The organism is Actinomycetospora aeridis (genome assembly GCF_037400275.1).
Lineage (GTDB): Bacteria > Actinomycetota > Actinomycetes > Mycobacteriales > Pseudonocardiaceae > Actinomycetospora > Actinomycetospora aeridis.
This window is the reverse complement of sequence record NZ_JBBEGL010000011.1, coordinates 15,294-34,788: the sequence shown is the minus strand read 5'-3', so window position 1 is coordinate 34,788 and position 19,495 is coordinate 15,294. Positions and strand designations below refer to the sequence as shown.

The following is a 19,495-nucleotide window of genomic DNA, read 5'->3' as shown; positions in this document are numbered from 1 at the left end:
TCCGGTGGTGGTGGTCACCAGGTCACGGGCAGCGCGCGCAGCCCGTGCACCACGGTGGCCGAGCGGAACTCGACCTCGTCGAACGGAATGCCCAGCGCGAGCCCCGGGAATCGTCGCAGCAGCGCGGGGAACGCCACCGCCATCTCGGCGCGGGCCAGCGGGGCGCCGAGGCAGTGGTGCACGCCGTGCCCGAACGCGACGTGCGGGGCGATCGCGCGGGTGACGTCGAGGTCGTCGGGGTGCTCGGTGGCCGCCGGGTCGCGGTTGGCCGCGGGCAGCGAGAGCACGAGCAGTTCCCCGGCCGCGACGGGCCGCCCGCCGACCGTCGTGTCGTGCCGGGCGAGGCGCGGGACGCCGGAGTGGACGACCGAGAGGTAGCGCAGCAGCTCCTCGATCGCGGGGGCGACGGCGCCGGGCTCGTCGCGCACCACGGCCAGCTGGTCGGGGGCGCGCAGCAGCGCGAGCGTGCCGAGGCCGAGCATGTTCGCCGTCGTCTCGTGGCCGGCGATGAGCAGCAGCGACGCGATGCCGATGAGCTCCGAGCGCTCGAGGTCGTCGCCGTGCTCGCGGACGAGCATCCCGAGCATGTCGTCGCCGGGGTCGGACCACGCGCGGTCGACCAGCTCGCCCATGTAGGCCCGCGACTCGGCGGCCACGCGGCCGCGCTCCTCGAGGGACAGGCTCAGGTCGATCTGGCGGGTGGCGCGGCCCTGGAACTCGTCGCGGTCGGCGTACGGGACGCCGAGCAGCTCGCAGATGACGAGGCTCGGCACCGGGAGCGCGAAGGCGCTGACGAGGTCCGCCGGCGGGCCCGCCGCCGCCATGGCGTCGAGGTGGTCGTCGACGATCTCGGTGATGCGCGGCTCGAGGCGGCGGATGCGCTTGACCGTGAACTCGCCGGTGAGCAGGCGGCGCAGCCGGGTGTGCTCGGGCGGGTCGGTGGCGAGGAGGTTGCCCGCCCGGGGGTCCGCGGTGTCCGGGCCGTCGTCCGGCGTGGGCAGGCGCGGCAGGCCGGTGTTGGAGAAGCGCTCGGCGTCACCGAGCACCTCGCGGACGTCGGCGTAGCGCGTGACCAGCCGGGCGGTGGTGCCGAGCGCCGTCCGGATCGTCGGGAAGTCGTCCTCGTCGCGGGCCGCCTGGGTCTCCGGGACGGGCGCGAACCGGTCGCGCTGCATGTGCCGCGGGATGGTGGTGGTCATCGTCGCTCCCCATCGTCGGATGCCCCGACCGTACGCGAAGTGACAGTAAACTTCCGTTTAGGGACGTTGGCCGCCCGGCCCCGGCGGATACTCGACGGACATGAGCGGAGCGAACGACGGGCGTGTCGTCCTGGTGACCGGCGCGGGACGCGGGCTGGGCGTGGAGATCGCCCGGCAGCTGGTGGCCGCGGGCGACACCGTGGTCGTCGCGGCGCGCGACGCCGCGGCCGGCGCCTCGACGGCGAAGGAGCTGGGCGAGCGCGCGTGGGCGCTCACCCTCGACGTCACCGATCCCTCGTCCGTGCAGGCCGCCGTCGAGGCGGTCGACGGGCGCCACGGGCGGCTGGACGCGCTGGTGAACAACGCGGCGACGAATTTCGACTCCGGCGCCGACCCGGTCACCGAGGACCTCGAGATCGCCGACGGGGCGTGGCGCACCAACGTCCTCGCGCCGTGGCGGACGATCCAGGCGTTCGCGCCGCTGCTGCGCGCCGGGCGCGAGCCGGTGATCGTCAACGTGACCAGCGGGCTCGGGTCCCTGAGCCGCATGGGCGCGCACTCGCCGGCCTACAGCGTGTCGAAGGCGGGCGTGAACGCCCTGACCCGCGTGTTCGCCGACGCGCTGACCCGCGACGGGATCGCGGTGCAGGCCGTGTCGCCGGGCTGGACCGCCACCGACATGGGCGGCGCCGGCGGGCGTCCGGTCGCGGACGGCGCGGCCGGGATCGTCGACGTCGTCCGCTCCCCCGGCGCCTTCCCCTCCGGCTCCTGCCTCCAGGACGGCGAGCACGTCCCCTGGTGACCCCCATGTGAGCGAACTTCGGGGCTATAGCCCCGAAGTTCGCTCACGTACCGAGGGCGCGCGCCGCGTCGACGAAGTGCGCGACGGCGGGCGAGCGGTCGGAGCGGCGCCAGGCGACCTGCAGCGCCACCATCGGCACGTCGCCCGACAACGGGCGGAACACCACGCCCGGCGGGCGCAGGTTCGCGTAGTACGCCGGCTGCAGCGACACCCCGAGCCCCGCGGCGACGAGCCCGAGCTGGGTCTCGATGTCGGCGCCCTCGGCGACGATGTCCGGGCTGAAGCCGTGGTCGCGGCAGTAGCTCGTGATGATGTCGAAGAACGCCGTCCCCAGCGGACGGGGCCACAGCACGAACGGCTCCTCGGCCAGCGCCTCGGGCTCGATCTCCTCCCGGCCGGCCAGGGGATGGTCCCCCGGCAGCGCCGCCAGCAGGGGCTCGGAGACGAGGTGCTCCACGGCCACCGTCTCGGTCGACGGCGCCGCGCGCACCAGCCCGACGTCGAGGCGGCCGTCGGCGATCGCCACGAGCTGGGCGGCGGTGTCCTGCTGGGAGACCTCGAGCTGGAGGTCGGGGAACGACGCGCGCATCGAGCGCAGGATGCGCGGCGTGATCGAGGCGAGCGCCGTGCCGACCGACCCGACGACGAGCAGGCCCACCGCCCCGTTCGACGCCTGGGTCACCAACGACTGCGCCCGCTCCGCCTCGAACAGCACGCGCGGCGCCGCGTCGAGCAGCACCCGCCCGGCGGGCGTGAGCTCCGTGGCCCGGCTGGAGCGGTCGAAGAGCGCCGCGCCCAGCGTCTTCTCCAGCGCCCGGATCTGCTGCGAGAGCGCGGGCTGGCTGACGTGCAGCCGCTTCGCCGCCCGGCTGAAGTGCAGCTCAGACGCCACGGTGAGGAACACCCGCAGCTGCCGCAGCTCGACGTCCATGACGGTGATGGTGCCGGATGACGCCGACTCATAAGGGCGACCTGATGACAGCAGAGGCAAGGGCGATCGCCGATCCGCTCCACGGGACCGGGTCGGCGTCGAAGGTGGGGAGCACACCGAACCCATCGGGGTGATCACCGTGTCCCGCCCAGGCTCCGATCTGCGCCACGTCGTCGTCGGCTGCGGAGGCCTCGGCTCCGCGGCGGCCTACTGGCTCTCCCGCGCGATGGGTGGCCGCGTCCTCGCGCTCGAGCAGCACGCTCTCGGCGGGAGCGCCCACGACGCCCGTCCCGTGCACCTGCTGCAGCACCACGACGCCGACGCGGCCCTCGCCCCCGCCGCCTACGCGACCTGGCGCGACGTCGAGCGCGTCTCGGGCCTGCCACTCCTCACCGAGACCGGCGGCCTGGTGATCGCCGACGATGCGGCCCGCCGGCGGATCGGGCGGCTCGCCGCGGTCGCCGACCGCCACGACGTCGACTTCGAGCTGCTCGACCCCCGCGCCCTGCGGCGGCGGTGGCCGCAGTTCCGCGTCACCGGCACCGAGGACGCGCTCCACCAGCGCCGCAGCGGCATCGTCGACGCCGCCCGCGCCGGCGCGACGCACCTCGCGCTCGCCCGCGGCCACGGCGCGGAGATCCGCGAGCACAGCCCGGTGCGCGCCCTGCGGGCCACACCGAGCCACGTCGAGGTCGTCCTCGACGACGAGGTGATCCGCGCGGAGCGCGTCGTGGTCGCCGCGGACGTGGGGACCACCGAGGTCCTCGACGGCCTCGGCGGGCTGTCGCTGACGGTCGCCCGGGAGCAGGTCACGTCCTACGCGACGCCGCACCTGCTCGACTTCTCGTCCGCCCGGTTCCCGGTCTTCACCTGGCACGGCGCGGACGACGTCTCCGGAATCGGGGTCCACGGCGAGGTGGCCACGACGCTCGGGCAGCACGGGGCCGGCGACGGCCCGCTGCGCCGACGGCGCGAGGAGTTCCTCGCCGAGCACGTCCCGGGCTTCGCCGGCCCCGAGATCGCCACCCGGAGCCGCCTGTCCGCCGTCCCGTCCGACGGTCACCACGTGATCGGCGCCGTGCCCGGCGAGCCGCGGGTCGCCGTGGGGGTCGGGGCCCGACCCGAGGCCACGTTCACGTCGCTGATCGGCCGCATCCTCGCCGAGCTCGCGACCACCGGGTCGAGCAGGCACCCGATCGGCGCGTTCGCCCTCGACCGTCCCGCCCTGGCCGCACCGAGCCGGTGGCGCTCGCACGCCTGACCCCGGCCCACCCGTGTGGGTGGTCGCCGCCCCCGATGGCGTGACGTCACCGCCTCGTGTGGCTGTCGAGGCCGACACTGACCGCCGTCCGGAGCGTGATCACGACGGGGTCGGGGGCAGGGATGGGCGGTCGGTCGGTGGTGGCGGCGGCGCTCGTGGCGGCGGCGCTCGTGGCGGCGGCGCTCGTGGCGGCGGCACTGGTCCTGGGCGCGACACCCGCCGCGGGCATGCCCGCCGGCAGCCCGGGCAGCGGTGGCGACGGCACGAAGCGCGTCGCGCTCGGCGACTCCTGGGCGGCCGGGACCGCGGCCGGCGGCATCGAGGCCGCCTCCGGGACCTGCCGGCGCAGCGCGCTCGCGTACCCCCCGCTGCTCGCCCGCGCCTCGGGCGAGACGGCCTGGACCTCGCGCGCCTGCGCGTCGGCCGCCGGCGGCGGGAACGGGCAGTTCACCTCGCTCGCGGCCGCGACCGAGGTCGTCACGGCCACCGTCGGCGCCGACGCCACGGGCCTCGGGGCCCTCGGCGCGGCCTGCTCCACCGCCGGTACCCCCGCGCGCTGCGACGAGGCCGCCGCCCGGTTCGACCGCGCGCTGCGGACCCTCCCGGGCGCGCTCGACACGGCGCTCACCGACATCCGCCGCCGCGCCCCGCGCGCCGCGGTCACGTTCACCGGCTATCCGCTGCTCGCCGAGGGCAGGGCGTGCCCGAAGGGTGCCGCCGACGCCGCCCGCGCGAAGCGCCTCGACGACGCCGTGAACCGGCTCGACACGGTGCTCGCCGCGCGGGTCGCCGCCGCCGGGATGCGGTTCGTCGACGTCCGGCCGGCGTTCGCCGGCCGCGGTGTCTGCGGGCAGGCGCCCTGGCTGACCGCCCTCACCGAGGGCGAGGCCCTCCTCGCCGGCGGGCCCACCGCCGAGGGGCACGCGCTCGGCGTCCTGCCCGCGATCGCCGCGGCGGGTCCGGCGCCCGTGCCGACCCCGACGGCCACGCCCACCACCCCGACCGCGCCCGCCGCGTCACCGGCGCCGCCGGCATCACCGGCCGACGGGCGCTCGGCGCCGGGGCTGTTCCCGGGCTGAGTCGTCCTCGGCCGGGGCACCGTCAGCCGAACACCTCGAACGACACCCGTCCTCCGGCGGTGGTCGCGAGCACGACCTCCCGCGCCTGCTCCTCCACCGGACGCGGATCGAGCGCGGCGAGGTAGGCACGGTGCTCGGCCAGCGACGCGATCGCGGCCTCCTGGTGGTCGGCGACGTCCACCGCGTGCGTCGGCTGCGTCGAGGCCGCCACCGCGACCCACCGCACCCCGCCCCACGGCGGGAACCCTTCCTCGACCAGCTCGGGGAAGATCCAGCGGTTGCCGGCGTCCCCGGCCGCGTCGATCGTCGCGCGGCCGACCGCCCGGTGGTCCGCGCTGTTCCAGGCGCCCGGCCCGAACGTCTCGTGGTGGCTGTTGACGACGACGAGCTCCGGGCGGACACGACGGATCTCGCGCGCGAGGTCGCGGCGCAGGTCGATCCCCTCGACGACCACGCCGTCGCGGTGATCGAGGAAGCGCACGTCGTGCACGCCGACCGCCGCCGCGCTGCGCCGTTCCTCCTGCTCGCGCACGACGGCGGCCTGCTCGGGCGGCATGTCGGCGATGCCGGCCTCGCCGCGGGTCGCGAGGACGTAGGACACCTCGCGCCCGGACGCCGTCCAGGCGGCGACGGCGGCGGCCGCGCCGTACTCGAGGTCGTCGGGGTGGGCCGCGACGGCCAGCACCCGCGCGAAGTCGTCGGGGAGGGCCGGGAGGTCGGTGCTCATGGCGGCCAGCCTGGGACCTCGAGCAAGGTCGAGGTCAAGCGTCCTGGTCGACGCGCGGCGCCAGCCGCTTCGGCGCGATGACCCGGTAGGCGTCGGTGACGACCTCGCGGACCTCGTCCCAGTCCGGCCCCTCGGGCTCGACGTCGAGGCGCATCCCGAGCCAGCCGCGGTGTCCCACGTAGGGCGGGACGAAGAACCGCGCGGGCTCGGCGGTGACCATCTCCTCCTGCGCACCCTCCGGCGCGGCCACCCAGATCGCGAGGTGCTCGTCGCCGTGGTGGTGCCCGACGTAGCCCACGAACATCTTCCGCACGAACCACGACGGCGACCCGTGACTGATCTTCTCGGTGACCTCGGGCAGCGCGAGGCACACCCGGCGCAGGCGCTCGACCAGCTCGTCCTCCACGCCGGCATCCTGCCTACACGGCGAGCGCGGCCACCAGTGTCCCGAGCACGAACACGGCGAGGACGATCACGGTGACCACGCGGACCCAGGGTCGGTGGGTGGTCGTCCCCGGTTCGGAGGCGCCCTCGGTGGGGTCGGTCATCACAATCCTCACGGACGGGACGGATCGGGCAGCCGCGAGGCTACCGGCCGGAGGCGGCGTGGCTGCCGGAGGTCACGGTCGCGTGCCGTCCGGAGTTCGGCTCGGGCCGCCCGCGGCGCGCCGCGACCGGGTCCTCGACGTCGGCACGGTGCCGCGGCCGCCGGGGCTCGGGGGCTTCGGCGTGCGCCGCGTGGCGGCGGCCGGCCGGGCGTGACACCTCGCCGAACGTCCACGCGGCGGTCGGCAGCGGGCCGGAGATCGGCGACGGGGTCCGCGGCGCGGGGGCGACGTCGACGGGGCGAGCGGCATCGGCGGCCAGCACGGCCTCGGCCCTCAGGGCCGGCACCGGCGTCGCCGGGTCGAGCGGATCGGGTCGAGCGCTCCCCCGGACGGGCGCCGCGGCGGGCTCGCCGGCACCGAACGACAGCGACGGACCACCGGGGCGGCCGAGCATCGCGGTCGCGGGGACGGCGGGGACGGCGGGGGCTGCGGGGGCTGCGGGGGCTGCGGGGGCTGCGTGAACGGCGGGCTCGGGCCGGGCCGGCGGGCGCGTGACGCGCTGCGGCCGCATCGCGACGGTCGTCGGCTCCGGAGCGGGAGTGGCGACCGGACGCTCGGGTCGCGGGGCGCGCGTCGTGGCGGGCGCCGCAGTGGGCGCCGGGCGCACGACGGCAGCAGTGCGAGCGGGCTCGGGGCGCGCGGGCTCGGGGCGCGCAGGCTCCGTGCGCGCGGGGCGGGCCGCCGGGCGCACCTCGGTGCGAGCGGCACGTTCCGCAGCCCGGACGCCCTCTCGATCATGCGCAACGTGCCCCTCGCGGGCCGACGCGCCGGCCGGCGCCGCCTCGTCGCGCCGGGCGCGGGGACGGGCCGGGCGGACGGGCACGGGGACGATCTCCTCGACCGGCGCGGCGACCGGCGGGGCGGGCGGGGGCTGCCGGCGGTCGCGCAGGCGCTGGACCGCGGCCGAGGAGAGGTAGCCGAAGCCGACGAGGCCCCAGAACGCGACGACCACGATCTGCACGACGGTCGGGGGGTCGCTGAGCATCGCGACCTGCACGCCCGCGACCGCGAGGCCGGCGAGCCCGAGCACGAGGGCGAACCGTGAGCGGGTGGTCAGCTGCCACCGCGACCGCCGCTCCGTCTCGCCACCGACGGGTCGAGCTCCGCTCCGCTCCGTCTCGCGCGCCACGCACACCTCCTCGCCGGGCCGGACGACCCGGACAGAACGGACTCACCCGAGGACGTTACGTGACCGGTTCCCCCGATCGAGATCGGGCACGCGTCATCCCCTCGGGTGACGCATCGGCGCCGGGGGGCGAAACGTAACGGTCAGGTCGCGGCCTGACAGTGCGCGCACCAGAAGAGATTCCGGCTCGCGTGCGTCCGTTTGCTGATCTCCGTGCTGCAGACGCGGCACGGCTGGCCCGTCCGGCGGTACACGTACACCTCGCGGCCACAGCTGCGTCGGTGCGGCTGGTCGTGCTCGTGATCACAGGATCGGTGCTCGTACCGGACGGTGTCGATCGCGCCGCGCCGGACGCCGTCGGCGAGCAGGTCGACGAGATCCGCCCACAGCGCGTCGAACCGCTCCCGGCCGAGGTCGCGTCCCGGCAGCAGCGGGTCGAGCCCGTGCCGGAAGAGGACCTCGGCGCGGTAGACGTTGCCGACGCCCGCGATCACCGACTGGTCCATGAGCAGGGTGGCCAGCGGGGCCCGCGAGCGGGAGATCCGCGCCCAGGCGGACTCCGGGTCGGTGTCGCGACGCAGCGGGTCGGCGCCCAGCCGCGCGCGCAGCCCCTCGACCTCGCCCTCGGTGAGCACCTCGCAGGCGATCGGGCCGCGCAGGTCGGCCCAGTGGGTCGGGCCGACCATGCGCATGCGCACCTGGCCGCGCGGCGCCGCGACGTCGCCGGCGTGCATCGAGAACTTGCCGTACAGCCCGAGGTGGACGTGCACGACGAGGTCGTCGGCGTAGACGTGGAAGAGGTGCTTGCCGTGGGCGTCGGCCCGGCGCAGCACCCGCCCGTCGACGAGCTCGGCGTCGCGGGAGAACCGTCCCTGCGGGGACGACACCGCCACCTCGTGGCCCACGAACCGCCGGGTGTGCGTCTTCGCGAGGCGACGGATCGTGTGGCCTTCGGGCACCCGGCGTGCCTACCCGAGCACCGGCTCGGTCACTCCTGCGGCAGGGCCGGGGGCTCGCCGGTCTGCTCGTAGGCGGTGAGCATGTCGATGCGGCGCTGGTGGCGCCCGCCCTCGAAGGCCGTGGCGAGGAACGCCGACACGATCTCGGTGGCGGCCTCGGGGGTGTGCATGCGGGCGCCGACGGCGACGACCTGCGCGTCGTTGTGCCTGCGCCCGAGCTGCGCGGTCTCGACGCTCCACGCGAGCGCGGCCCGGCACCCGGGCACCTTGTTGGCCGCGATCTGCTCGCCGTTGCCCGACCCGCCGATCACGACGCCGAGGCTGCCGGGGGTCGCGACCGTCCGGCGTCCGGTCTCGACGCAGAACGGGGGGTAGTCGTCGTTCGGGTCGAACTCGGCCGGGCCGACGTCGACGACGTCGTGGCCGGCCTGCGCCAGCTCGCGCAGCAGATGGGCCTTGAGCTCGAACCCCGCGTGGTCCGATCCGAGGAAGACGCGCACCCGGGCAGTCTGGCAGGTGTTCGTCACAGGGCGACGGGGCCCACGATCGGGCCCTGGGAAACATGCCCGTGACACGCCCCGCCTACGTTGACGCCATGTCATCGACACCCGCACGCGACGTCGTCATGGGGGTCGAGGAGGAGTTCCATCTCGTCGACCTCGAGACGCGCTCCGCCGTGCCCCGGGTGCCGGACCTGCTCGGCGAGCTGCAGTCGCTCGACGGCGAGGCGTTCGCCGCCGAGCTCAAGCCGTCGATCATCGAGACGAACTCCCGCCCGACCACCGACCTCGCCGACCTGCGCACCGACCTCGTGCGGCTGCGCGGCCTGCTGGCCCACATCGCCGACGAGCACGGCCTCGGCGTCGTCGGCGCCGGCAGCGTCCCGTTGATCGACGGGTCCGCCGCGGGCATCACGCCGTCCCCGCGGTACGAGCGGATGCGCGACGAGTACCAGATGCTCGCCTTCGAGCAGCAGATCTGCGGCACCCAGGTGCACGTCGACGTCCCCGACCGCGACGCCGCGATCACCGTCATGCAGCACAGCGCGCCCTGGCTGCCGGTGCTCCTGGCGCTGTCGGCCTCCAGCCCGTTCTGGAAGAGCGAGGACACCGGCTACGCCAGCTCCCGCACGCTCGCCTGGCACCGCTGGCCCACGGCCGGCCCGCCCGCGCCGCTGCGCGACGCCGCCGACTACGACGCCCTCATCGCCGACCTGCTCGCCTCGGGGACCATGTCCGACCCCGGCATGGTCTATTTCGACATGCGGCCCTCGGCGCACCAGAAGACCGTCGAGGTGCGCATCTGCGACGCGAGCCCGAGCGTCGACGGCGTCGTGCTCATCGCCGGGCTCTCCCGCGCGCTCGTGCGCCACGGCGTGCGGGCCCACCTCGAAGGACGCCCGACCCCGTCGTACCGCGCCGAGCTGCTGCGCGCCGCGAGCTGGCGGGCGGCGCGCTCCGGCCTGGAGGGCGACCTGGTCGACGTCCCGGGACGCGACCTCGTGCCACCGTCGCGCGCGGTGCGGCTCATGCTCGAGCACCTGGCCGACGACCTCGAGGAGGCCGGCGACCGCGACGTCGTCGAGGAGCTCGCGCTGGAGGCGCTCGCCCGCGGCAGCTCGGCGGCGCGGCAGCGCCAGCGGGCCAACCGCAGCGGCGGGCTCGAGGCCGTGGTCGACATGCTCGTCGCCGAGACGCGCGGCGCGCCGGACTCGCCCGTCGACGCCCCCGTCGGCGAGACGGTCGCCCCGGTCATGCTCGAGGACTACCGGTCACCGGGGTTCGACGAGGCCGTCGCCCAGGACGGCACCGTGCGCCCCGCGTACTCGTGGCTGGTCTCGACCCTCGAGCGGATCGGGCCGTCCGGCCTGCAGGTCCACGAGAAGAGCCGCGACGCCGAGCAGCGCGCCCGCGGGATGTTCTTCCCCCAGGCCGAGGACGCCGAGCGGCTCTTCCCCCTCGACCTCGTGCCCCGCCTCATCACCCCCGGGGAGTGGGCGACGCTCACCGAGGGCCTGGTCCAGCGGGCCCGCACCTGCGAGGCGCTGCTGCAGGACCTGCACGGCGAGCGCGCCTGCCTGCACGACGGCGTCCTGCCCGAGGCCGCGCTGCGCTGGCTCCCCGCGCCACGCGAGGCCGCCATGAACCTCCACCCCGGCGCCGTCCGCGCGCTGATCAGCGGGCTCGACCTCGTGTGCGACGCCGAGGGCGAGTGGAAGGTGCTGGAGGACAACCTGCGCATCCCCTCGGGCATCGGGTTCGCCCTGGCCGACCGCCGGGTCGTGCGCAGCGTCCTGCCTGAGCTCCAGGCACCCCACGGCGTGCTCGACGCCGACGAGGGCCCGGCGCTGCTGCGCGAGGCGCTCCTCGCGGCCGCGCCGCCCGCCGCCGGCGACGACCCCGTGCTCGCCGTCGTCACCGAGGGCGAGAGCGACTCGGCGTACTTCGAGCACCGGCTGCTCGCCGAGGAGATGGGTGTGCCGCTGCTCACCCCGGGCGAGCTCCGGGCGGCCGCCGGGATGATCACCATCGCGGCGAGCGGGCGGCCCGTCGACGTGGTCTACCGCCGCATCGACGAGGAGGTGCTCTTCGCCGCCACCGACGCGGGAGGCGTGCGCCTCGGCGGCCCCGTCCAGGAGGCCGTGCGCACCGGGCGGCTCACCCTCGCCAACGCGCCGGGCAACGGCCTCGTCGACGACAAGGGCGTCTACCCCTTCATCTCCGCGCTCACCGAGTACTACCTGGGTGAGAAGGCGACCCTCGCGGCCGTCCCGACCTGGTCGTGCGCCGATCCCGAGCAGCGCGAGCACGTGCTGGACCACCTCGGCGAGCTCGTGCTCAAGCCCGTCGACGGCTTCGGCGGGCAGGGCATCGTCATCGGCCCGCACGCGGACGCCGACGAGCTGGCGCAGGCGGCGGCCGCCGTCCGCGAGCACCCCGCCGGTTTCGTCGCGCAGGAGACGATCCGGATCTCCACACACCCGACGTTCACGGGCACTGCGCTGGAGCCGCGCGTCGTCGACCTGCGCGCGTTCGTCGTCCTCGCTCCGACACCGACGGTGCTGCCGACACCCTTGACTCGTGTCGCGCCCGCCGACTCGCTCGTGGTCAACTCCTCGCGGGGTGGGGGCTCGAAGGACACCTGGATCCTGCGCTGACGCGCAGCACGACCGAGGAGGCCACACGTGTGCGGCATCGCCGGTGAGTTCCGCTTCGACGGCCGGGCGGCCGAGGTCGCGACCGTGCTCGACATGGCCCAGGTCCTCGAGCCGCGCGGCCCCGACGGCTGGGGCGTCGTCGGGCACGGGCCGCTCGCGCTCGCCCACCAGCGCCTGAAGATCATCGACCTGTCCGAGGCCGGCGCCCAGCCGATGGTGGACGCCGAGCTGGGCCTCACCGCCGTCTTCAACGGGATCATCTACAACTACAAGGAGCTCCGCGAGGAGCTGCACGGTCAGGGCTACCGCTTCTTCTCGACCTCCGACACCGAGGTCCTGATCAAGTCCTTCCATCGCTGGGGCAAAGCCTGCGTCGAGCACTTCAAGGGCATGTTCGCGTTCGCGGTCTCGGACCGGCGCACCGGCGAGCTCGTGCTGGGCCGCGACCGGCTGGGGATCAAGCCGCTCTACGTCGCCCAGGTGCCCGGCGCGCTGCGCTTCGCGTCGTCGCTGCCCGCGCTCCTCGCCGGCGGCGGGCTCAACACCGACGTCGACCGCGTCGCCCTGCACCACTACATGAGCTTCCACTCGGTGGTCCCGGCACCGCGCACGATCCTGCAGGGCGTGCGGAAGCTCCCGCCGGCGACGGTCCGCACGGTCTCCCCCGACGGCGGCACCGACGACTGGGTCTATTGGGAGCCGACGTTCACGCGGAACGGCGAGCGCTCGCAGGAGGAGTGGGCGGAGACCGCGCTGTCCTCGCTGCGCACGGCCGTCGAGCGCCGCATGGTCGCCGATGTCCCCGTCGGCGTGCTGCTCTCCGGCGGCATCGACTCGTCGATCGTCGTGGCGCTGCTCGCCGAGATGGGGCAGAAGGACCTCAAGACCTTCTCCATCGGCTTCGAGGCCGAGGCCGGCGAGACGGGCGACGAGTTCGACTACTCCGACCTGGTCGCGCAGACCTACGGCACCGACCACGTCCGGTTCACGGTGCCCAAGCACGAGACCGACGACGCGCTCGCGGGCGCCGTCGCCGCCATGGCCGAGCCGATGGTCAGCCACGACGTCGTCGCCTTCTACCTGCTCTCGCGCGAGGTCTCGAAGTCCATCAAGGTCGTGCAGTCCGGCCAGGGCGCCGACGAGATCCTCGGCGGCTACGACTGGTACCCGCCGCTCGCCGGGGTGCCGCGCGACGGCGCGCTCGACGCCTACCAGAAGGCGTTCTTCGACCGCCCCCACAGCGAGGTCGCCCAGCTGCTCACGCCGGAGGCGCTCGTCGACGACGACGTCAGCCGCGCGTTCGTCGCCGAGCACTTCGGCCGGCCCGGCGCCGACTCGGCGGTCGACGCGGCGCTGCGGCTCGACACCACGATCATGCTCGTCGACGACCCGGTGAAGCGCGTCGACAACATGACGATGGCCTGGGGTCTCGAGGCGCGCGTCCCGTTCCTCGACCACGACTTCGTCGAGGCGATGGGCGCCTGCCCGCCCGAGTACAAGCTCAGCGACGGCGGCAAGGGCGTGCTCAAGGCCGCCGCCCGGGGGGTGCTCCCGGACGAGATCATCGACCGCAAGAAGGGCTACTTCCCGGTCCCGGCGATCCGCCAGCTCTCCGGCCCGGTGCTCGAGCGCGTCCGGGGAGCGCTCACCGACCCGGCCGCCACGTCCCGCGGGCTGTTCCGTCCCGAGGCGGTGACGCAGATGCTCGACGACCCCAACTCGGGGCGCACCAACCTCGGCGCCAACGCCCTGTGGCAGGTCGCACTGCTCGAGATGTGGCTGCAGGCGAACGGCATCACGTAGGTAGCGTGCGGTCCGTGGACGAGTGGATCAGCGCGACGCGTTGCTGGTCGCCCAGCCCCTCCCCCGACGGCACCGCGATCGCGTTCGTCTGGGACGGCGACGGTCGACCGCAGGTGCGGATGCACCGCCGCGCCACCGGCGAGGAGTGGTCGCTCGACACCGGTGACGACCTCGTCTCCACGGTCCGCTGGTCGCCCGACGGGACGTGGCTCGCCGTCGAGACCGCGCCCGACGGCGGGGAGCGGACGCAGGTCGCGATCGTCCGTCCCGACGGCACCGACGTGCGGCCCGTCCGCGGTGTCGGCGACGGCGACCGCGGCGCGGTGTCGCTCGACCGCTTCACCCACACCGGCTCGGTCCTCGCGATCACCGAGTCGGACACCGAGACGACCACGGCGTGGCTGGTCGACGCCGACACCGGGCAGCGCCGCCGCCTGGGCTCCGGGCACGCCCTGCAGATCCTCGACGTGAGCCGCGACCGGCGCCGGGTGCTCCTGCGCCGCGGCCGCCGGGGCTCCCGGCACGTCGGCATCGTCGACCTCGACGGCACCGAGGGCTGGCACGAGATCGACACGCGGCGCGGGCCCGGCGGCCCGCCCGGCGCCGTCGAGCACCCGATCGCGATCACCCGCGACTCCAGCGTCGTCGCCGGGCGCTTCACCCCCGACGGCACGAGGATGCTGCTGCTCACCGACGGCGGCCGCGAGCGCGCGGCGCTGGTGGCGGTCGACGTCGCCACCGACGCGAGCCCGATGACGCCGGAGGTGCTCGCCGAGCGCGTCGACGCCGACCTCGAGCACTTCGCGCTCACCGAGGACGCGACGCTCGCCGCGCTGGTGTGGAACGTGGAGGGCCGCAGCGAGGTCGACCTGCTCGACCTCGGGTCCGGCAAGTGCTCGTCGTACACCCCGCCCGGCGATGTCGTCACGGGCGCGGTGTTCAGCCACGACGGCGACTCGCTGGTCATGGGCATCCAGTCGCCCGAGGTGCCGGCCGCGGTGTGGTGCCACGAGCTCTCGTCGGACACCACCGCGCTCATCTGCCCGCAGGAGGAGCCTCGCTGGTCACCGGGCCAGCTCGTGCACCCGAGCCTCGAGGTCGTCACCACGCCGGACGGCCTGCGCCTGCCCGGCTGGCTCTACCGTCCGCGCGGCAGCGCGGGCCCGCTCCCGACGGTGATCTACCTGCACGGCGGGCCGGAGGCGCAGGAGCGCCCGGTGTTCACGCCGCTCTACCAGCACCTGCTCGCCCGCGGCGTCGCCGTCTACGCCGCCAACGTGCGCGGGTCCTCGGGCTTCGGACGCTCGTTCGTCAACGCCGACAACGGCGCCGGGCGCTTCGCGGCGATCCGCGACGTGGCGACGTGCGTCGAGCACCTCGTCGACTCCGGGGTCGCCGACCCCGCCCGCGTCGCCGTGATGGGCCGCTCCTACGGCGGCTACCTCACCCTCGCCGCGCTCGTGAACCACCCCGAGCTCTTCGCCGTCGGCATCGACGTGTGCGGGATGGCCGACTTCGAGACCTTCTTCGCCCGCACCGAGCCGTGGATCGCCGACGCCGCGGTCGGCGAGTACGGCCACCCCATCCACGACCGCAACCTGCTGCGCGAGCTCTCCCCCGTGCACCGCATGGAGCACCTGCGCGCGCCCCTGCTCGTCGTGCACGGGAAGTGGGACACCAACGTGCCGGTCCACGAGGCCGAGCTCGCCGTGCACGGCGCCAAGGCCGCCGGAGTCCCCGTGCGCTACCTGCTCTTCGACGACGAGGGCCACGAGATCCAGCGCACCGAGAACCGCGTGCGCTTCATCCACGAGTGCGTCGACTGGCTGGGCGAGCACTTCGGGCTCGAGCGGCGCGCGGACGCCGGGTAGCCCCTCCGGGACGACGGCCACCGCTCAGCGCCGCGACGCGACCTCGCCGACGGCGAGGCCGACCAGCCACACCGGCCAGGCGAGCGCGATCCACCACCCCGCGCGCCGACCCCGCGCCGCCCGCACCGTCCCGACGACGCCGAGGACGAGTCCGAGGACGAAACTCGCGGCGAGGAGGACGCGCACCCGCAGCACGGCGGCCGCGTCGCACGCGAACGCCCCGGGCGCGCAGTCCTCGTTCGTCCAGCCCGTGAACGCCACCACCAGCGCCGTGACGAACCCGGCGACCAGCACGAACGCCACGAGCGACAGCACGGCGGCGCCGGTGGTGCCCCTGGGGCTCTCCCTGTCGATCTTCCGAGGGTGTCAGCCGTGTCGTGGACCGCGCCGCCGACACGCGCCACGCACGGCACGATCCCGGTCGTGACGACCGTGCAGGTGAAGCGTGTGCGCGAGGAGCGGGCCGAGGGCGACGGCACCCGGGTGCTCGTCGACCGGCTGTGGCCGCGCGGGCTGGCGAAGGCCGACGCCGACCACGACGACTGGCTGCGCGAGGTCGCCCCCAGCAGCGAGCTGCGGAAGTGGTTCGGCCACGACCCCGCGAGGTACGAGGAGTTCGCCCGCCGCTACCGCGCCGAGCTGGACGAGGAGCCCGCCGCGTCGGCGCTCGCGTCGTTGCGCGACACGGCGGGCCCGCTCACCCTGCTCACGGCCACCCGCGACGTGGAGCACAGCCACGCCCGGGTGCTCGCGGAGGTGCTGTCTACAGCTGGATCGACTTGACCTCGAGGAACTCCTCGAGCCCGTAGCGGCCGAGCTCGCGGCCCGTGCCCGACTGCTTGTAGCCGCCGAACGGGGCGAGCGGGTTGAACTGGCCGCCGTTGACGTCGACCTGTCCGGTGCGCATGCGCTTGGCCACCTCGAGGCCGCGCTCCTGCGACCCCGCGAACACCGCCCCGGCGAGCCCGTAGACCGTGGCGTTGGCGATCTCGACGGCCTCGTCCTCGTCGGCGTAGGGCATCACCGAGAGGACCGGCCCGAAGATCTCCTCCTGGGCGATCGTCATGCCCGGCCGCACGCCCGAGAAGATCGTCGGGCGGACGTAGGCGCCGGTCTCGAGGCCGTCCGGGCGTCCCGATCCCCCGGCGGCGAGCTCGGCGCCCTCGGACACACCCTGGGTGATGTAGCCCTCGACGCGCTCGCGCTGGCGCTCCGAGGACATCGGCCCGATGCGGGTCGACTCGTCGGTGGGGTCGCCGACGGTGTACTTGGCCGCCTGCGCGACGGCCATCTCCACGACCTCGTCGTGCAGCGACTGCGGCACCAGCAGCCGGGTCCACGCCGTGCAGGTCTGGCCGCCGTTGATGAAGCAGTTGCCGAGGCCGAGCTTGACGGCCTGGGTGAGGTCGGCGTCGTCGAGGACGATGTTGGCGGACTTGCCGCCGAGCTCGAGGGCCACGCGCTTGACGGTGCCGGCGGCGACCTCCTGCACGCGGCGGCCGGCGGGCACCGAGCCGGTGAACGACATCATGTCGACGCCCGGGTGCGACGCCAGCGCCTCGCCGGCATCGGGGCCGGTGCCGTGCACGACGTTGAACACGCCCGCGGGCAGGCCGGCCTCGCGGGTGATCTCGGCGAGGATGCCGGCGGTCAGCGGGGCGACCTCGCTGGGCTTGAGCACGATGGTGCAGCCCGCGACCAGCGCCGGCGCGACCTTGGCGACGACCTGGTGCAGCGGGTAGTTCCACGGCGTCACCGCGCCGACCACGCCGACCGGCTCGCGCACGACCAGCGAGTTGCCGATCTCCTCGGTCCACGGGAACGACTCCGCGAGCCCCGCGACGCCCTTTGAGGTCGCCATGGGCATGCCGACCTGGACCGAGTTCGCGAACTTCGTCGGCGAGCCCATCTCGGCGGTGATCGAGGCCGCGATCTCGCCGCTGCGGGCCTTGATGCCCTCGCGGATCGCGAGCACCATCGCCACCCGGTCCGCGAGCGGGGTCGCCGCCCAGCGCGGGAAGGCATGGCGCGCGGCCATCACCGCGGCGTCGACCTCGGCCGCGCCGCCGGAGGGCACCTCCGCGATCGTCTGCCCGGTCGCCGGGTTCACCACGGCGATCGACCCGGACCCCTCCTGCCAGGCCCCGTCGATCCAGTGCCGCGTCAGTGTGTCCGTACCGGTCGTCATCGAGTGCCTCCAAGCCACGGGTGTCCACCTCCACCCTGCCCGACGCGCGGCCGGCGCACCTCCGCGAGTGATCGTCGGTTCGAGGACGCCCCGGGCGCCTGGCGCGGCGGAGCTCCTGGAACCGGCGATCACGCCGCGACCGAGAGGCGCAGGAGGGTGCGGCGGAGCTCGGTGACCAGCGCATCGGGCGCGGTGACGAGGTCGTGCCAGGTCACCTCGATCACGACCCACCCGTCGGCCACCAGGGCGCGTTTGCGGGCCCGGTCGTCCACGAAACGGTCGACGTCCTCGTGATGGGCCCACCCGTCCACCTCGACGGCCAGCCGGACGCCGGGGAAGGCGATGTCGATGAGGGCCCGACGTCCGTCGGTGAGCCGCACCTCCAGGTTGACCGACCAGCCCGTCAACCCGGCGGCGCGCGGCAGCCCGATCATGCGTCGCTCGGCCTCAGACGCGGCCCTGTCCGCCGCGTGCGCGAGCAGCCGCCCCGCGGCGCGGGAACCCCACCGACCCAGGGTCCGGGACTGCGCCGCCCGGAGCTCGTCCAGGTCGACGTGCTGCTGGAGCGCGCGGTCGAGGAAGCGGGCGCCGTCGGCGCGGAGGGCGACGGCAGCGTCCAGAACGGTCAGCGGGACCCTCGTCACCCACAGCTCGCGGTGGCGCGTCCGCTCCTCGCGCACCTCCCGCTGCACGACACGCACTCCGGTGGGTGGCCGGCGCGAGCTACCCGGCGGCAGCGCGACGGTGACGGGTCGGGGGTCGAGGACGCCCAGCCCCAGCCACCAGGCGGCCGTCACCCCGATCAGGGTGCCCTGCTCGCCGGCCCAGGCCGCTGCCGTGCGCACCCGGGCCGCGATCGTCCAGGCCCAGGCGATGTCCAGGTAGGTCCGCGGGGCCCGCCGCTTCCACCGGCCCGTGGCCAGACGCCAGGCGATGGCGTCCTCGCTGAGGCCGCACGCCCGCGCCTGGTCGCGGCTCACGACCCCGTCGTGGGAGGCGAGGAACCGTTCGATGTCCATGCAGGTTGGACGCAGCCGGTGCCCGCACGGCTCCCTCGACGCCCGTGATCGCCGGTTCGAGGACGTGCTCCGCGCCAGGCGCTCGGCGTGTCCTGGAACCGGCGATCACTCGCGGGACGTCAGTCGAACTTGAGCTCCGTGTCGCGCGTGCGCTTGAGCTCGTAGAAGTACTCGTAGCCGGCGAGGAGCTTGGCGCCGTCGAAGATCTGCCCCGCCTGCTCGCCCCGGGGGATGCGGGTCATGACCGGGCCGAAGTACGCCGAGCCCTCGACGTGGATGACCGGGGTGCCGACGTCCATGCCCACCGGGTCCATGCCCTCGTGGTGGCTCTTCTTCAGCGCCTCGTCGTACTCGTCGGTGTGCGCGGCCTGCGCGAGCGTGCTGTCGAGGCCGACCTCGTCGAGCGCCTTGGCGATGACGTCGTCGAAGTCCTTGTTGCCGTTGTCGTGGATCTCGGTGCCCATGGCGGTGTAGAGCGGGGCGAGGATGTCGTCGCCCTTCTGCTGCGCCGCGGCGATGGCCACCCGCACCGGGCCCCACGCCTTCTTCATCATCTCGGCGTACTCCTCGGGCAGGTCCCTGCCCTCGTTGAGCACCGCGAGGCTCATGACGTGCCAGTGCGTCTCGACGTCGCGCACCTGCTCGACCTCGAGCATCCAGCGCGAGGTGATCCAGGCGAACGGGCACAGCGGGTCGAACCAGAAGTCGACGCGGGTCTTGTCTGCCATGGCGGTCGGGTTCCCTTCTCGGACGTCCTCACCCGTG

The 19,495-nt window shown here is 74.8% G+C and carries 19 protein-coding genes; 7 read left to right on the top strand and 12 right to left on the bottom strand.

Features of this window, described 5'->3' with window-relative positions; all coding sequences use genetic code 11:
* Positions 1 to 14: 14 nt before the first annotated feature.
* On the bottom strand, positions 15 to 1,199 hold the full coding sequence (locus WCD41_RS27335) for a cytochrome P450 (RefSeq protein ID WP_337718405.1): 1,185 nt from the start codon (positions 1,197 to 1,199) through the stop codon (positions 15 to 17).
* A gap of 100 nt (positions 1,200 to 1,299) precedes the next feature.
* Here WCD41_RS27335 and WCD41_RS27330 point away from each other — a divergent pair, with 100 nt between their 5' ends.
* On the top strand, positions 1,300 to 2,001 hold the full coding sequence (locus WCD41_RS27330; RefSeq protein WP_337718404.1) for an SDR family NAD(P)-dependent oxidoreductase: 702 nt from the start codon (positions 1,300 to 1,302) through the stop codon (positions 1,999 to 2,001).
* Positions 2,002 to 2,044: 43 nt separating this feature from the next.
* Here the strand turns inward: WCD41_RS27330 and WCD41_RS27325 are convergent, their stop codons facing one another.
* Entirely contained in the window at positions 2,045 to 2,932 is an 888-nt protein-coding gene (locus WCD41_RS27325; RefSeq protein ID WP_337718403.1) for a LysR family transcriptional regulator, read from the bottom strand.
* A gap of 139 nt (positions 2,933 to 3,071) precedes the next feature.
* On the opposite strand from WCD41_RS27325, the gene WCD41_RS27320 reads away from it, so the two are divergent.
* Both WCD41_RS27320 and WCD41_RS27315 read left to right on the top strand, forming a co-directional pair.
* Positions 3,072 to 4,193: an FAD-dependent oxidoreductase gene (locus WCD41_RS27320; protein ID WP_337718402.1), complete on the top strand. Its 1,122-nt coding sequence runs from the start codon at positions 3,072 to 3,074 to the stop codon at positions 4,191 to 4,193.
* A 122-nt stretch (positions 4,194 to 4,315) separates the two neighbouring features.
* Positions 4,316 to 5,272: an SGNH/GDSL hydrolase family protein gene (locus WCD41_RS27315; RefSeq protein ID WP_337718401.1), complete on the top strand. Its 957-nt coding sequence runs from the start codon at positions 4,316 to 4,318 to the stop codon at positions 5,270 to 5,272.
* Positions 5,273 to 5,294: 22 nt separating this feature from the next.
* Here WCD41_RS27315 and WCD41_RS27310 read toward each other — a convergent pair whose 3' ends face one another.
* The 6 genes from WCD41_RS27310 to WCD41_RS27285 all read right to left on the bottom strand — a co-directional run bounded on the left by WCD41_RS27310 (position 5,295) and on the right by WCD41_RS27285 (position 9,192).
* Positions 5,295 to 5,999 (bottom strand): PIG-L deacetylase family protein, encoded by a 705-nt coding sequence (locus WCD41_RS27310; RefSeq protein WP_337718400.1) that lies wholly within the window; start codon positions 5,997 to 5,999, stop codon positions 5,295 to 5,297.
* Between the two features lie 34 nt (positions 6,000 to 6,033).
* Positions 6,034 to 6,405 carry an MmcQ/YjbR family DNA-binding protein gene (locus tag WCD41_RS27305; RefSeq protein ID WP_337718399.1) on the bottom strand — a complete coding sequence of 124 codons (372 nt, stop codon included), beginning with the start codon at positions 6,403 to 6,405 and terminating at the stop codon, positions 6,034 to 6,036.
* Between the two features lie 13 nt (positions 6,406 to 6,418).
* A complete protein-coding gene (locus tag WCD41_RS27300) occupies positions 6,419 to 6,547 on the bottom strand; it encodes a hypothetical protein (protein ID WP_337718398.1) in 129 nt (42 codons plus the stop codon).
* Positions 6,548 to 6,587: 40 nt separating this feature from the next.
* Positions 6,588 to 7,736, bottom strand: a complete 1,149-nt coding sequence (locus tag WCD41_RS27295; protein ID WP_337718397.1) for a hypothetical protein — start codon at positions 7,734 to 7,736, stop codon at positions 6,588 to 6,590.
* 140 nt (positions 7,737 to 7,876) lie between these two features.
* Positions 7,877 to 8,692, bottom strand: a complete 816-nt coding sequence (locus WCD41_RS27290; protein WP_337718396.1) for an Fpg/Nei family DNA glycosylase — start codon at positions 8,690 to 8,692, stop codon at positions 7,877 to 7,879.
* 29 nt (positions 8,693 to 8,721) lie between these two features.
* Positions 8,722 to 9,192, bottom strand: coding sequence for a ribose-5-phosphate isomerase (locus WCD41_RS27285; RefSeq protein WP_337718395.1), 471 nt, complete (start codon positions 9,190 to 9,192; stop codon positions 8,722 to 8,724).
* Positions 9,193 to 9,287: 95 nt separating this feature from the next.
* Between WCD41_RS27285 and WCD41_RS27280 the strand changes: the two genes are divergently transcribed.
* From WCD41_RS27280 to WCD41_RS27270, 3 genes are read left to right on the top strand one after another with little or no spacing between them, the layout of a single operon-like run.
* On the top strand, positions 9,288 to 11,849 hold the full coding sequence (locus tag WCD41_RS27280; protein ID WP_337718394.1) for a glutamate--cysteine ligase: 2,562 nt from the start codon (positions 9,288 to 9,290) through the stop codon (positions 11,847 to 11,849).
* A gap of 27 nt (positions 11,850 to 11,876) precedes the next feature.
* Positions 11,877 to 13,652, top strand: a complete 1,776-nt coding sequence (locus tag WCD41_RS27275; RefSeq protein ID WP_337718393.1) for an N-acetylglutaminylglutamine amidotransferase — start codon at positions 11,877 to 11,879, stop codon at positions 13,650 to 13,652.
* A gap of 14 nt (positions 13,653 to 13,666) precedes the next feature.
* Positions 13,667 to 15,523 carry a prolyl oligopeptidase family serine peptidase gene (locus WCD41_RS27270; RefSeq protein ID WP_337718392.1) on the top strand — a complete coding sequence of 619 codons (1,857 nt, stop codon included), beginning with the start codon at positions 13,667 to 13,669 and terminating at the stop codon, positions 15,521 to 15,523.
* Positions 15,524 to 15,547: 24 nt separating this feature from the next.
* Here WCD41_RS27270 and WCD41_RS27265 read toward each other — a convergent pair whose 3' ends face one another.
* Complete coding sequence (locus tag WCD41_RS27265; protein ID WP_337718391.1) at positions 15,548 to 15,838, bottom strand: hypothetical protein; 291 nt, start codon at positions 15,836 to 15,838, stop codon at positions 15,548 to 15,550.
* 108 nt (positions 15,839 to 15,946) lie between these two features.
* On the opposite strand from WCD41_RS27265, the gene WCD41_RS27260 reads away from it, so the two are divergent.
* Positions 15,947 to 16,306 (top strand): DUF488 domain-containing protein, encoded by a 360-nt coding sequence (locus WCD41_RS27260; RefSeq protein WP_337718390.1) that lies wholly within the window; start codon positions 15,947 to 15,949, stop codon positions 16,304 to 16,306.
* On the opposite strand, the gene WCD41_RS27255 is transcribed toward WCD41_RS27260, so the two are convergent.
* The 3 genes from WCD41_RS27255 to WCD41_RS27245 all read right to left on the bottom strand — a co-directional run bounded on the left by WCD41_RS27255 (position 16,287) and on the right by WCD41_RS27245 (position 19,458).
* Entirely contained in the window at positions 16,287 to 17,711 is a 1,425-nt protein-coding gene (locus tag WCD41_RS27255; RefSeq protein ID WP_337718389.1) for an aldehyde dehydrogenase family protein, read from the bottom strand. The two genes, WCD41_RS27260 and WCD41_RS27255, sit on opposite strands and share 20 nt — an antisense overlap.
* 128 nt (positions 17,712 to 17,839) lie before the next feature.
* Positions 17,840 to 18,730 (bottom strand): endonuclease domain-containing protein, encoded by an 891-nt coding sequence (locus tag WCD41_RS27250; protein WP_337718388.1) that lies wholly within the window; start codon positions 18,728 to 18,730, stop codon positions 17,840 to 17,842.
* A gap of 119 nt (positions 18,731 to 18,849) precedes the next feature.
* Positions 18,850 to 19,458 (bottom strand): mycothiol-dependent nitroreductase Rv2466c family protein, encoded by a 609-nt coding sequence (locus tag WCD41_RS27245; RefSeq protein ID WP_337718387.1) that lies wholly within the window; start codon positions 19,456 to 19,458, stop codon positions 18,850 to 18,852.
* Between the last annotated feature and the right edge of the window lie 37 nt (positions 19,459 to 19,495).